The following is a 15114-nucleotide window of genomic DNA, read 5'->3' as shown; positions in this document are numbered from 1 at the left end:
TATATATGATATTACTATTTAGCTACATCCAGTGGTAGAACCACAATCTAAACATATCATACATGTTCCATTCTTAGCCATTCTAGTGCTTGAGCATATAGAACACTTGCTATCATAAACTCTATGTCCTTTTTCTTTTTGTACTTTTAATGTTTCAGTTGAGATTTTTTTATTTTGTACTTTTTTATTTTCGGTATGCTGCTCAGGTTTTACCTGACATCTAGAAAAATCTCCTAATTCTATGTCTATTACTTTACTAATTAAATCTGATATGGATGTAACAAATTTAATGTATGGATGATCTTTTACGAAACCATAAGGTTCATATTTTTGTCCACGGAGCATGTTTGCAATGTCAGTTGGTGGAACATGATATTGTAACATAACTGAAATTGATTTGGAAAGAGAATTTAATAATCCCATTATAATTGTTCCTTCTCTATCTGTAGTTATATATATTTCAGCTATTTCTCCATTTGAGTATCTATTAACAGTTGTATAGAATTTAACATCTTCAATTTGAGCGGGATGTGTTCTACCGGTTCTTATTCCTATAACTCTCTCTCTCTCTGAATAGTGAGGTTCAGTAGTACTTTGAATAGAAGAGTGTTGTTGAGGCGCTATGTTTTTAATGTAGGCATCATCTTCTACTATATCATCTTCTTCTGTATCTTCTATTTTATCTTTAACCTCTTCATCAAAAACATCATCTGTACTAATGCTGTTATCAAAAATTTTCTCTTTGTTTTCTAAGTCAAGTTGAATATTTTTTACTTTTTCTAATAATTCATAATATGTTAAATCTTCTAAATTATCTGTGTCTGTTTGATCTAAAGATGTATTTAATGGCTGGCTTGCTTTAGAACCATCTCTATATAATGAAATTCCTTTTACACCAAGTTCCCAAGATGAGAGAACTACATTTTTAAAATCTTCTATAGTTGCTGTTGATGGTAAATTAACGGTTTTTGAAACTGCACCTGAAATTAATGGAGTTATACATGCTACTAATTTTACATGCCCCATAGGATCTATATATCTATTACCTGTTCCACATTTGTTTGCAGTATCAAATATTGGAAGATGTTCTTCTTTTAAATGAGGTGCCCCTTCGATTTTACCATCTTCGATTTTATCATATTCAAAACCATCAGTTTCAACAAGCGTTGATTTCATAATATAGGATAGGATATCTTGGATTTCTTCTTCAGTATACCCTAAATTAGTTAAAGCTAATTGAAGTACGGGATTTGCTATAGTCATGAATCCGCCACCAGAAAGCTTTTTGTATACAACATGACTAAAAAATGGTTCTATTGAAGTAGCACTACAATCCATTGCCAAAGATATTGTTCCTGTAGGGGCTACAACAGATACTTGAGCATTTCTGTAACCGTAATTATTACCAAATTCTAATGCTCTAACCCATGCTTCTTTTAATTCTGTACTCATATATGAAAGACCTGTTTCTTCAAGTAGATGATGATTCACTTCAAGAGGCTTATAACCTAAATTTTCATAAGGTGAATTAATAACTCCAGCTACTCTACAATGGTTTCTAATAACTCTAAGCATAGCTTTTTTATTTGTATCAAAGCATTTAAATGGACCAACTTCTTTTGCCATAAGTGAAGATACAAAATAAGATTGGCCTGTCATGATTCCAACTAAAGAGGCTGTTAGTGCTCTTGCTTTTTCAGAATCATAAGGAAAGCCTTTTACCATAAGTAACGATGCTAAATTTGCGATACCTAATCCAGTAGTTCTAAATAAATAAGTTTTTCTAGCAATATCTTCAGTAGGAAATTGACCCCAAATTATTGATGCTTCAAGGGCAAGCTGTATTAATCCTATCAAATGAGTGTAAGATTCAACATCAAATTCACCAGTATCTTTGTTGTAGAATTTAAATACATTAATAGATGCAAGATTGCAAGCAGTGTCATCTAAGAAAGCATATTCACCACAAGGGTTTGTTGAATTTATTCTATTGTATGGGGCATTATATTTCCCGTTCTCCCCAGAAGGGCAAGTATGCCAAGAGTTAAATATATCATCAAATTGAGGGGCAGGATCTGCACATTCCCAAGAAGATTTATTGAAAAGATTCCATAGTTCAGATACTTCAATTTCTCTGCTTACCGAACTATCTACTCGTCCTTTTAATCTCAATGTTGCTTTTGGATTATTCTCTAAGTCTTGAACTTTTTGCATAAACTTTTTTGAAAATCTTACAGAATTATTTCCATTTTGTCCTGATACAGTTTCGTATGCATCTCCCTCAAAACTAGCATCATAGCCCATTTTAGCTAAATCTCTTACTTTTTTTTCTTCTTTTGATTTCCATGAAATAAAGTTTTCAATTTCTGGATGATCAATATTCAAACAAAGCATTTTTGCTGCTCTTCTTGTTGTACCTCCAGATTTTATAGCACCAGCATTTCTATCTAGCCCTTTTAGAAAACTCATGAGTCCAGAAGAAAATCCACCTCCAGATAATTTTTCTCCAACTCCTCGAATAGTAGAAAAGTTTGTTCCAGTACCAGAACCACCTTTAAAAAGTTTAGTTTCAGTTACGTATTGCTCAGAAATAGAGTGAGGACCTAATAATTTATCTTCTATTGATAGTATAAAACAAGCAGAAGCTTGTGTTCTAGTATATGAGTCTTTACTCTCAAGAACCTTTTCTTCAATAGGATCATAGTAGAAACTACCCTGGCTATTACCTTTTATTCCATAAGAGAGGGCTAAACCTGTATTAAACCATTGAGGTGAATTTGGAGCATACATTTGGTTTAATAAACCATAAACCATTTCATCATAAAAAATAGTTTTTTCCTCATCAGTTTTAATAAGGCCTTCATTTTTTAAAGCTTCTGCCCAAAATGATATGATTCTATGAGCAACCATTTTCATGCTATTTTCATAACCCAGATCATTAGATATGCCAGTTTTTCTAAAATATTTTGATGCAATAATATCACAAGCATTTTGAGAATAGTGTTTTGGAAATTCTAAATTATTCATTTCAAACAAAGTATTTCCTGACTTGTGATCTTTAATATTTACATTTACTTTTTTCCATACAAATAAGTCATATACTGTTTTTGCAGGGTTCGATTTTAATTCTTTTGTAAAATGTCTTTTAAATAATTGACTTAATGATGTTACTCTATCCATTCGTAGTACCCTCCTAAAATGATAATACAAAACTATAACTATTATATACTTATTGATAGTAAAATACTAGCAGTATATTATATCTGAAACATAATAGCCCCTATATATTGTGGTTATATAAAAGATGTAACCTACATATAGTATTATATAAAAATAATTTAAAATTTTCAAGAATAATTTAACAACAAAAGAAATGTTTATTCGAAAGAATTTGTTGAAAAAAAGTGAAGAATGCTTGAAAATAATTTCTTGGTAGATTATTATATAAAAATGAGTAGAATAAGGGTACATAGTAAAAATATTGATAGGAGTGTTATATATAATGATAGTTAAATTTAAAGGAATATTACCTGAAATATCAAAAAACGCTTTTGTAGCTGAAAGTGCTGACATTATCGGAGATGTTCAAGTACTAGACAATGCTAATATATGGTATACAGCTGTTTTACGAGGAGATCTTGATAAAATAGTAATTGGCGAAGGAGTTAATGTTCAAGATGGAACAGTTATGCACTCAGAACATGGAAAACCTACAATTATACATGAAAATGTTACTATTGGACATAAGTGTATAATTCATTGTTGCGAAATTGAAGAAAATTGTCTTATTGGTATGGGAAGTATAGTATTAGATGGAGCTAAGATAGGTAAAAATACGATAATAGGTGCAGGTAGTCTTGTTACTCAAAACAAAGAAATTCCTGAAGGGGTTCTTTGCCTTGGTTCACCTGCTAAAGTTATTAGAAAACTTACTGATGAGGAAATTAAAAGTATTGAATTAAGTGCTATTCATTATATCGAAAATTCAAAATTGTATTTAGAGGAAGAATAGTATGGATAGAAAAGATAACAAGCTATCTATACAAAGATTCTTGTAAACAAAAAAACTGCTTATGCAGTTTTTTTGTTTACTATTTTTCTCTTAATTAATTTTATCAATTCATTGATTATCAAAGGAATTATGCTTAGTATCAAGACAATTCCCCAATCATTCATACTAAGTGGTGTAATGTTGAATAAAGTGTTTAATCCAGGCGTAAGAAGTATTAACAGTTGAAGTACAATTCCTACTAAAATTGCATATATCAAATACATGTTTGAGAATAAACCAGTTTTAAATATTGAATCTTTGTTATTTCTAAGATTCAATGAATGAATAAGCTCAGAAATACTCATAACTAAAAATGCCATTGTTTGAGCATAAATTAAAGCATTTGATCCAGGATTCTTAAGTGTAGCTTCTGGGTACCTTGAAATTCCGATATAGTAAGCTGCTAAAGTTAAAATAGCAATCAAGATACCATTAATGGATAAGTTAAATATTTCTCCAGCAAAAATGCTTTCTTTTGCATCCCTTGGTTTCTCATTCATAACACTTTTATCCTTTGGATCAACCCCAAGGGCAAGTGCTGGGAAAGAATCAGTGACTAGATTTATCCATAAAATGTGTATTGGTCTTAATGGAGTAGCCCAACCTACTAATACAGCTATAAATATCGCAATTAATTCTCCTAGATTACAAGATAATAAGAATATTATCGATTTTTTTATATTATTGTATATATTTCTACCTTCTTCTATTGCAGCAACAATAGTCGAAAAATTATCGTCTGTAAGAATTAAATCAGATGCTCCTTTTGCAACATCTGTACCTGTAATACCCATTGCAACTCCGATATCTGCAGCTTTTAGTGATGGAGCATCATTGACACCATCTCCTGTCATAGAAACTGTATTACCATTAGATTTTAGCGCTTTTACAATTTTAACTTTGTGCTCAGGAGATACTCTAGCAAATACTTTTACATTTTGGATAGAAGCATTTAGTTCTTCTTGGCTCAATTTATCAAGCTCGCTACCAGATAATGCTTCATATCTATTTTCAGTTATACCTAAAGATTTTGCTATTGCAAAAGCAGTATCCTTATGATCGCCTGTAATCATAACTGTATCAATACCTGCATCTTTACATAAAGCTATTGAATCTTTAACTTCAAGTCTTGGAGGATCGATCATTCCAACAAACCCAATAAAAATCAAATCACTTTCTAAATTATCTTCATTATAACCAGATATTTCTTTATAAGCAGAGGCAAGAACTCTAAGTGCATTGTTTGACATTGAAGAAGCCACTGCAAGGATTTCTTCTTTGATAGAAGGTGTTATTTCTACGACTTCTCCATTAACTTGTGATTTAGAACAGATATTAAGTAAATTGTCTACAGCACCTTTAGTCATTACATAGTATTTATCTTCATACTTATTGACAGTTGACATAAGCTTTCTATCAGAATCAAATGGGATTTCATTTACCCTCTCATGAGCACTTGTTAAGGTTTCTTTTTTTGTATTGACTCTGATTCCCATATCAATCAATGCTATTTCTGTCGGATCACCTGTACTTCCAGAAACTGATACTGTAGCATCATTACACAATACTAAATTTTCTAAAAGTAAATTTTGAGTATAGTCTTCTCTATTAAATTGATCAATTTCATGTATAGTATTGTTAGTATAATATTTAACAACAGTCATTCTATTTTGAGTCAGTGTGCCTGTTTTATCAGAACAAATTACATTAACTGACCCTAAGGTTTCTACTGCGGGTAGCTTTCTAACTATGGCATTTTCTTTTATCATTCTCTGAACACCTATTGCAAGAACGATTGTAACTATAGCAGGTAATCCTTCAGGAATTGCTGCAACAGCAAGGCTAATTGAGGTCATGAATAGTTCTAATAATTCTCTTCCTTGTAATAGCCCAATAATAAAGATTAATAAGCAGATAGATAAAGCTACAAAACCTAAAATTTTACCTAATTGATCTAATCTTTTTTGAAGTGGACTAAGATCTTTTTTATCTTCTTTTAACATTTGGGCTATTCTGCCGATCTCCGTATTCATTCCAGTACCAACTGCAACACCAATTGCTCTTCCAGAAGTAGCTAATGTGGAACTGTAAAGCATATTTTTTCTATCACCAATAGGGGTGTCTTCATTTTCAAGAATTAAATTAGCATCTTTTTCAACTGGTAATGATTCTCCTGTTAGTGCTGATTCTCCAGCTTGAAAATTTGCTGTTTGAATTAATCTTATATCGCAGGGTATATATCTTCCAGCATCAATTATTACAATATCTCCTGGTACAATTTCAATTGAATCTATTTCTACAATTTCATCTTTCCTTTTTACTAGAGCTTTAGGCGCAGATAGCTTTTGTAGAGCTTCTAATGATTTTTCAGCTTTAGATTCTTGAATTATACCAATCACAGCATTTAATACAATCACAAGTCCAATTATAACCGCATCGCTATATTCTCCGACTATAATTGAAATTATTGCAGCAAACATAAGGATGTAAATAAGAACATCCTTAATTTGTTCTAAAAAAAGCTGAATCAAAGTTTTCTTTTTTTTCGATTGAAGTTGATTTAAACCATATTGTTCTTTTCTACTGTAAACTTCCTCTAATGAAAGACCTGTTTGGGCATTCGTGTTTAGCTCACTTAGTACCTCATCAATAGATTTAGTATGGAACATTTATACCACCTCACCAAAATTTTATATTAGCTTTTCCAAGTATTTGGGCTTGCATCGGATGGCATTCTCCAATCTCCTCGTGGAGAAAGACTTATAGTACCCACTTTAGGGCCATCTGGTAGTGCAGAGCGTTTAAATTGTTGTTGGAAAAATCTATGTATAAACTTCTCAAACCATTTTTTAATAGTTGATTCATCATATTCGTTTACGAAAGCAATTTTAGCCAAAAAGAGTATTTTCTCTGGTTTTGCACAGTGTCTTATAAAGTAATATAAGAAGAAATCATGGAGTTCGTAAGGACCTACAATGTCTTCTGTTTTTTGTGCTATTTTACCGCTTTTATCTTTTGGAAGAAGCTCTGGACTTACTGGAGTATCTAAAACATCCAATAAAATTTCAGAAACATTTTCGGAAACTTCCTTATCAGCTACATATTTCACAAGATATCTAACTAATGTTTTTGGTATAGAACAGTTTACCGAATACATAGACATATGATCTCCATTATATGTGCACCAACCTAATGCTAGTTCAGATAAATCTCCTGTTCCTATTAATAAACCATATTCTTTGTTTGCAATATCCATGAGTATTTGTGTTCTTTCTCTTGCTTGAACATTTTCATAAGTTACATCGTGTTTTTCAATAGGGTGCTGGATATCTTTAAAATGCTGAAGACATGCATCTACAATATTAATCTCTCTCAAGTCTGTTTGTAAATTTTTGCAAAGATCCACTGCATTATTATAAGTCCTATCCGTAGTTCCAAAGCCTGGCATAGTTATAGTTATAATGTTTTTTCTTGGTATACCTAACATATCAAATGTTTTAACTGTAACAAGAAGAGCTAAAGTAGAATCAAGACCTCCTGAAATACCAATTACTGCTTTTTTAATACCAGTATGTTCGAGTCTTTTAGCTAATCCAGAAACTTGAATATTAAAAATTTCCCTACATCTCATTTCTCTTTCTCTTTTATTTGAAGGCACAAAGGGATGTTTATCTATATATCTGTCAAATTCCTTTACATCTGTATCTGAAAAGCTAAAAGGTACTTCAGTGAATTTTTCTTTGTGATGAATCACACTATCTCTAAAAGTAATGTTATTAACTCTTTCGTTATTCAATTTGTCAATATCAATAATTGCTGAAAGTACTTCATTATCTCTGTTAAATCTATTGTTTTCAGATAGAGTAGTTCCATTTTCACTAATAATCATATGTCCACTAAATACTAAATCTGTTGAGGATTCATTAACACCACTAGAAGCATAAGCATAGGCAGCAATGCATTTAGCACTTTGCATGTCTATCAGGTTTTTTCTATAAGAAGATTTACTTACGAGCTCATTGGAGGCTGATAAATTACATAAAATATTTGCACCTTTAAGAGCTAAATTTGAACTTGGAGGAATTACTGCCCAAAGATCTTCGCAAATTTCAAAACCAAATTTGAATTGACCTGATTTGAAGATTAAATCTACTCCAAATGCTATTGAAGATTGAAATGGTAAATCTACAAAAGTGTCCTTTATAGTGAGACCATTTGTAAACCATCTTTTCTCGTAAAATTCCGAATTATTCGGTATGAAACTTTTAGGAACAATTCCAAGCACTTTTCCATCATAAATAATAAATGCACAATTGTATAAGCAGTGTCTATATATTAAAGGAGCTCCTACTGCAATTAATATATCTTTATTATTAGAATAATGACATAAATTATCCAAGGCTGAAATTGATTTTTCAATTAATTGTTGTTGATTAAATAAGTCTCCGCAAGTATAAGAAGTTAAACATAATTCAGGAAAAATAATTAATTTAGATTTTTCTGACAAAGCTGTATCTATACATACTTTTATTTGTTCAAGATTATAGTCAACATCACTTACCTTTGTCACAGGGCATGCTGTTGATATTTTAATAAAATTCATTAAATCACTCCTAAAGCTTTTTCTATAAGTTATTTTCTGCATTCTAAAGATAAACCATACGTAAACTTAATTTATTTATGTACAAAATCTTAGGCTTTAATAAGTTTTGAACTTAAATAAATTAATAGTTGAAGTTGTTTATCTTAACTAAAAATAAAACAAAAATAAAATAGTAATATTTTCAATAATTAAACATTACACGTATATGGCCCCTATGTCAATATTCGTGCCATTATGTTTGAAAATTATTAAAATTTAAAACAGTGATAGTTTATTTAATAATGTTAATAGTTTGTGTTTTGTAAGCAATTGAAATAGATTTAGAAGCTTTCGTTTACGAAAGGTATCCTGACCTTGTCACTTATCATTTGTAACTTGTCACTATAAATTTCGAACATCTTCCCAATTTATAAAAATCATGAAAACCTTTAAAAAACAGAGAAAAACTAAGGAAAACGATTATGGAGTAATGTAATTCATTAAAAACGGTTTAATATACTATATAATAGGTGTAAATATAACTTTATAAATAAATAAAAGTACGCTATAATAGGTATATGGAAACGACGAATACAAAAAATATTTCTTATTTTTTTATATTTGGTATAATATAATTTATAATAGGGATTATTAGTTAACTGATAATAAAAAGGGAGGGTTATTATGTTTTGGTTCCAATTATTTTTATGGATTGTAGTAGCGACTGTTGCATTGGTGGTAGATGCGATTACAAGTAGTTTTTTCTTTATTTGGTTCACAGTTGGTGGAATAGTAGCAATTATTCAAGTTCTGTTAGGGGTAGCTTTTTCGACTCAGATAATTACGTTTATAGCAGTAAGTTTAGCTTGTATAGCAGTTGGTTATCCTATAGTTAAAAGGACAATTAAGAAAACCGTACCTTTTACTCCAACAATGGAACAATCTTATTTAGGAAGAACTTTTGTTGCAAAGAAAAAAATTGTTCAAAAAGCTTCAATTAAATTTGATGGTATTTATTGGACAGTTAGAAATACTGGTGACACAATTGAAATCGGAGATGAAGTTAAAATCACAGGTATAGAAGGAAATAAATTAGTTGTTGAAAAAAAATAGTTTTATGATCAAAATGTTTAAATTTAAATTTATATAAAAAAATTAGGAGGTTTATTTATGGGAGCAATGATTTTCACAGGTATTTTAATAATTTTAGTGCTAGTTTCTTTAGTATCTTCTATCAAAGTAGTACACACAGGACAAGTGTTTATAGTTGAAAGATTTGGTCAATATCACAGAACTTTAGAGCCAGGGTGGCATTTAACTCTACCATTCTTTGATTTTGTAAGAAAGAAAATATCTACTAAGCAACAAATTTTAGATATCCAACCACAAAATGTTATTACAAAAGACAATGTTAAAATCTCTATTGATAATGTAATATTTTATAAGATTCTTTCTCCAAAAGAAGCTGTATACAACATTGAAGATTTTAAATCAGGTATTGTTTACTCAACTATAACAAATATGAGAAATATTGTTGGTGACATGTCTCTAGACGAAGTTTTATCAGGAAGAGATAGAATAAACTCTAGGTTACTTGAAATTATTGATGAGATAACAGATGCATATGGTATCAAAATCTTATCTGTTGAAATTAAAAATATCATTCCACCAGCTGAAATTCAACAAGCTATGGAAAAACAAATGAGAGCAGAAAGAGATAAGAGAGCTGCGATTCTTCAAGCAGAAGGTGCTAAACAAAGTGATATTGAAAGAGCTCAAGGTGAAAAACAGGCTAGAATCCTTGAAGCAGAAGCAGAGAAAGAAGCAAACATTAGAAGAGCAGAAGGTCTTCGTGAATCTCAATTACTTGAAGCTGAAGGTAAAGCTAAAGCTATTGAATTAGTTGCAAAAGCTGATGCTGAAGCAATTAGAAAAGTAAACCAGGCTATAATTGAATCTGGTACAAACGAAACAGTAATTGCCTTAAAGCAAGTTGAAGCGTTAAAAGAGATGTCTAACAACCCAGCTAATAAACTTATACTTCCAAACGAGACATTATCATCTTTAGGTTCAATAGCAGCAATTGGTGAAATGTTAAAAAAAGATAAATAAAATAAGAATAAAGGCATATAAAAAAAGCTTTTCACTTAGGTGGAGAGCTTTTTTTAATTGCTAAAATTTTACATATGAATTATAATTAAATATATTCGACTTTTTAGTTTATGGTTCATACTTGAAATAGATTACGAACTATAAAAGTGACAAGTGATAAGTTACAAGTGACAAGTTAAGGTTGATTTTCTTTTAGAAAATCTTTAACTAAGCCTTTGTTAGCTTCGCTAACTGGAATAAGGAACTTTTGCTACGCAAAAGGAAGTCATTTTATCTTTTGTATAATTAAAAGCTTTCGCTTGCGAAAGGTATCCATAAATTGTCACTTATCACTTGTCACTTATCACTATAAATTGCGAAGCGCTTTTCTTCGCAATTTATAAATAATGTGAATTATTAAAATCAACTATACATTAAAGCAAGGGCTATTGAATTTATGAGGTGAAGTAATGAAAGTATTAATGTTATCGTGGGAGTATCCACCTAAGAATGTAGGGGGGTTATCTAATCATGTTTATTATTTATCTAAAAGTTTAGTGAATAAAGGTGTAGAGGTGCATATTGTTACTTGTGTTGAGGGCGCGGCACCCTATGAAGAATTAAAGCACGGAGTTTTTGTACATAGAGTTGAGCCATATGATATAGAAACGGAGGATTTTACTAAGTGGGTAATGCAACTGAATTTTGCAATGATAGAAAGATCAATAACTTTAATAAATGAAATTGGTGGAGTAGAGGTGATACATGCTCATGATTGGCTTGTTACCTATGCAGCTAAAGTTTTAAAGTGGGCATTTAAAATTCCTTTAGTAAGTACGATACATGCCACAGAATATGGTAGAAATAACGGAATAAGGACAGAAACTCAAAAGTATATTGCTTCAACTGAATATATGTTGACATTTGAGTCTTGTAAAATAATAGCTTGTAGCAATTACATGAGACATCAAATAAATCAGCTATTTACAAAGGAATTAGAGAAAATTTGGGTTATACCCAATGGTATTGATTGCAAAGGATTTGAATTAGAATTTGATAAGGAAAATTTTAAAAATAAATATGCACAAGATTATGAAAAAATAGTATTTTATATTGGAAGACATGTTTTTGAAAAAGGTATAGATGTTTTGATTAATGCGGCTCCATACATTGCAAAGGAATATAACGATGTAAAATTTGTTATTGGAGGCATTGGTCCAATGACAGAAGAATTAAAAGACAAGGTTAAAAATATGGGGATGGAATCGAAATTTATTTTTACTGGATATATGGATGAAGAATCAAAAATAAAACTTTATAAGATTGCAGATATAGCAGTTTTTCCTTCTTTATATGAGCCCTTTGGTATTGTTGCTTTAGAAGCAATGGCATCAGGATGTCCTGTAATTGTTTCAGACGTTGGAGGATTTGCTGAAATAATATATCATGAAAAGAATGGACTGACATTTTTAAATGGAAATTCTAAGAGTTTAAGTGATAACATTTTAAGAATATTTAATGATTTTGAGCTCTCTAAGTTTTTAATAGAAAATGCTAAGGCAACAATTGAAGATAAATTCGCGTGGGAAAAAATTGCAGATACTACTTTAGAAATGTATAATAAAGCGCAATTTGAGATTAAATGTACAGATTGGTTAAAATGAAAAAGTTATAAATAATAAAAATATTTTGTAAATACTTTAAAAATACAATACTGATAAGGAAAGTTTTAGGTAGAATTTTAGTATAATTATAGAAGTGACAAGTAAAGAGTGACAAGTTAATGATGATTTTCTTGTAGAAAATCATCCATTACTGTCGATTGTAAACTGATAGATAAAGCTACGAAGTAGTTTATCTATAGAATGAGTAAGCCATTTATAGGCCAATAGTAATGTGGGGGGAGAAAGTTGAAAGCAATAATAATGGCAGGAGGAAAAGGTTCTAGATTAAAACCATTAACGTGCAATATTCCTAAACCAATGATGCCTATACTTGAAAAACCAGTAATAGAATACATTATTGAACTTTTAAAAGAACACAATATCAAAGATATTGGAATTACTTTAAGTTATTTACCAGATGAAGTAATTAGTTATTTTGGTGATGGTTATAACTTTGGTGTAAACATTATGTATTTTATTGAAGATAAACCCCTAGGTACAGCTGGTAGTGTCAAAAATGCTGAAAGATTTTTAGATGATACATTTGTTGTTATTAGTGGAGATGCGTTAACTGATATTGATATAACTTCAGCAATTAAATTTCATAAAAGAAAAAAAGCTATTGCTACCATTGTATTAAAAGAAGTATCTGTACCTTTAGATTATGGTGTTGTAGTTACAGAAAAAGATGGTAAAGTAAAGGATTTCTTAGAAAAACCAAGTTGGAGTGAAGTGTTTAGTGATAAAGTAAATACAGGTATATATATATTGGAGCCAGAGATATTTAAGTATTATGAAAGAGAACAAAGATTTGATTTCAGCAGAAATTTATTTCCTATACTTTTGAATGAAAAGCGACCAGTGTATGCTTTTGTAACGGATGATTATTGGAGGGATATAGGAAATATAAACCAATATTCAAAATGTCATATGGATATACTTAAAGGTAAAGTTCGTGTAAAGGTTAAAGGAAAGCAATTAAAAAAAGGAATATGGATTGGGGAAAATTGTGAAATTCATGATACTTCAAAAATTACTACTCCAGTTTATATAGGGGCAAATACGAAAATTTATGAGAATAGTGAAATTGGTCCATTCTGTTCTATTGGGAAATCTAATATTATTTCTAAAGGTAGTACAGTTAAAAGGAGTGTTATACTCGATTATTCATATATTGGAGATGATGCTGAAATACGAGGAGCAGTGCTCTGTAAAAATGTTCAGATTGAATCAAAGGCTGCTGTATTTGAGGGGGCAGCTATTGCTGATGAGACTATAATTGGGTCTAGAACTGTAGTTAAACCTGCAGTTAAGATTTGGCCTAATAAAATGATAGAAGCTAGTACAGTGGTTAAAACAAACGTTATATGGGCTGGAAATTACTCTAATTCTTTGTTTGGTAAAAATGGAGTTTCTGGTGAAATTAACGTAGATATTACTCCAGAGTTTGTATCTAAACTAGGTTCGGCATATGGAGCAGTTTTAAAAAATTCTCCTAGAGTAGCTATTAGTTGTAGTGATGACGGAGCTGCACAAATGTTTAAATATTCTCTTGCTACAGGACTTTTATCATTAGGGGTAGAAGTTTATGATTTAAAAAAGATGACCATTTCTATGAGTAGATTTGCAACGGTATTTTTTGGTGTGGATGGAGCAATTCATGTTACTGTTGACAGAGAAGAACCTCAAAATATTAATATTATCTTTATGGATAAAAATGGAGTGCATATTGATAAAGCTTTAGAAAGAAAAATTGAAAACAACTTTATTAGAGAAGACTTCAGGCGTGTTAAATGTGATGATTTCAAACAAATTACACATTTTTCAGATACAGTCAATTATTATATTAGATCATTGATAAATAGGGTGTCAGTAAAAAATATAAAAAAACATAGATTTAAAATTATATTAAGTGCAAGAAATCCACTACTAAATGCTACTGTTCAAAAAATATTGCATGAGTTTAATGTGAATGTGAAAATATTCGATAATTGCAAAGATTTAATTGGGTTAAGTAAAGAAGTTAAAAAAAGTGAAGCAGATTTAGGAATTATTTTTTCAGACGAGAGCGATTCTGCTATGTTTATAGATGAAAAAGGAAATATTATCAAGGACGATATATATGATGGATTAAGAAATTTTATTATGCTAAGATATTCTAATCTTCATTCTTTAGTTGTGCCTGTTACTGCCTCTAAATTGATGGAGAATATTGCAAAGATGTGTTCGGTTAACTTTATAAGAACGAAAACTTCTCATAAAAATATTATTGATGTATATTTTGAAAATGAACACCAAATAAGTAGAAGAGAAATTGTCGAATCTTATCTATTGAGTTTAGATTCTGTTGCTATTTTATCATTAACATTAGAACTTATGGCAAGTTCTAATATACCATTATCAAAAATAGTAGGTCAATTTCCTTTATATTATCAGAAAAAAAAAGATATTATATGTCCATGGAACAAAAAAGGTAAGATAATGAGAAATCTTATAGAGGACAATCCCTCGAAATCTATTGAGTTAATTGAAGGAGTAAAATTAAACTATGGAGATGCATGGGCTTTAGTTTTACCGGATTCTGACGAACCATTATGTAGACTTTATACTGAAGCTGTAAACTTTAATGAAGCAGAAAGAATATCATTAGAGTTGGCTAAAAGGATTGAGGATTTAGTTAGTGTAGACGTTGAAATATAAAATACCAAGGGCTTGTCCCTTGGTAT

8 protein-coding genes are annotated in these 15114 nt (G+C 30.3%); 5 read left to right on the top strand and 3 right to left on the bottom strand.

The annotated features are described in order from the left end of the window. Positions 1-18: 18 nt before the first annotated feature. On the bottom strand, positions 19-3180 hold the full coding sequence (locus ACQ3F0_RS08025) for a vitamin B12-dependent ribonucleotide reductase (RefSeq protein ID WP_428864663.1): 3162 nt from the start codon (positions 3178-3180) through the stop codon (positions 19-21). A 322-nt stretch (positions 3181-3502) separates the two neighbouring features. On the opposite strand from ACQ3F0_RS08025, the gene ACQ3F0_RS08020 reads away from it, so the two are divergent. Beyond that, complete coding sequence (locus ACQ3F0_RS08020) at positions 3503-4012, top strand: gamma carbonic anhydrase family protein (protein WP_428864662.1); 510 nt, start codon at positions 3503-3505, stop codon at positions 4010-4012. 59 nt (positions 4013-4071) lie between these two features. On the opposite strand, the gene ACQ3F0_RS08015 is transcribed toward ACQ3F0_RS08020, so the two are convergent. Both ACQ3F0_RS08015 and ACQ3F0_RS08010 read right to left on the bottom strand, forming a co-directional pair. Then, the gene (locus ACQ3F0_RS08015) at positions 4072-6720 is read right to left on the bottom strand and encodes a calcium-translocating P-type ATPase, PMCA-type (RefSeq protein WP_428864661.1); all 2649 of its coding nucleotides are present in this window, start codon (positions 6718-6720) and stop codon (positions 4072-4074) included. A gap of 26 nt (positions 6721-6746) precedes the next feature. Beyond that, complete coding sequence (locus tag ACQ3F0_RS08010) at positions 6747-8654, bottom strand: NAD(+) synthase (protein ID WP_428864659.1); 1908 nt, start codon at positions 8652-8654, stop codon at positions 6747-6749. Between the two features lie 663 nt (positions 8655-9317). On the opposite strand from ACQ3F0_RS08010, the gene ACQ3F0_RS08005 reads away from it, so the two are divergent. The 4 genes from ACQ3F0_RS08005 (at position 9318) to ACQ3F0_RS07990 (ending at position 15088) form a co-directional block, all read left to right on the top strand. Then, entirely contained in the window at positions 9318-9746 is a 429-nt protein-coding gene (locus tag ACQ3F0_RS08005; protein WP_428864658.1) for an NfeD family protein, read from the top strand. A gap of 57 nt (positions 9747-9803) precedes the next feature. Continuing rightward, positions 9804-10745, top strand: coding sequence for an SPFH domain-containing protein (locus ACQ3F0_RS08000; RefSeq protein WP_428864657.1), 942 nt, complete (start codon positions 9804-9806; stop codon positions 10743-10745). 449 nt (positions 10746-11194) lie between these two features. Then, complete coding sequence (locus tag ACQ3F0_RS07995; RefSeq protein ID WP_428864656.1) at positions 11195-12388, top strand: glycosyltransferase family 4 protein; 1194 nt, start codon at positions 11195-11197, stop codon at positions 12386-12388. A gap of 246 nt (positions 12389-12634) precedes the next feature. Further along, on the top strand, positions 12635-15088 hold the full coding sequence (locus ACQ3F0_RS07990) for a sugar phosphate nucleotidyltransferase (RefSeq protein ID WP_428864655.1): 2454 nt from the start codon (positions 12635-12637) through the stop codon (positions 15086-15088). Positions 15089-15114: the final 26 nt, after the last annotated feature.

This window comes from Clostridium sediminicola (genome assembly GCF_050402865.1).
GTDB lineage: Bacteria > Bacillota > Clostridia > Clostridiales > Clostridiaceae > Clostridium_AF > Clostridium_AF sediminicola.
This window is presented reverse-complemented; position numbering and strand designations above follow the sequence as displayed.

Bases quoted from the DNA above. Each gene is read 5' to 3' on its own strand.
- ACQ3F0_RS08020 (WP_428864662.1), top strand. From the start codon at position 3,503: ATGATAGTTAAATTTAAAGGAATATTACCTGAAATATCAAAAAACGCT.
- ACQ3F0_RS08025 (WP_428864663.1), bottom strand. From the start codon at position 3,180: ATGGATAGAGTAACATCATTAAGTCAATTATTTAAAAGACATTTTACA.
- ACQ3F0_RS08000 (WP_428864657.1), top strand. From the start codon at position 9,804: ATGGGAGCAATGATTTTCACAGGTATTTTAATAATTTTAGTGCTAGTT.
- ACQ3F0_RS07995 (WP_428864656.1), top strand. From the start codon at position 11,195: ATGAAAGTATTAATGTTATCGTGGGAGTATCCACCTAAGAATGTAGGG.
- ACQ3F0_RS08005 (WP_428864658.1), top strand. From the start codon at position 9,318: ATGTTTTGGTTCCAATTATTTTTATGGATTGTAGTAGCGACTGTTGCA.
- ACQ3F0_RS08015 (WP_428864661.1), bottom strand. From the start codon at position 6,720: ATGTTCCATACTAAATCTATTGATGAGGTACTAAGTGAGCTAAACACG.
- ACQ3F0_RS08010 (WP_428864659.1), bottom strand. From the start codon at position 8,654: ATGAATTTTATTAAAATATCAACAGCATGCCCTGTGACAAAGGTAAGT.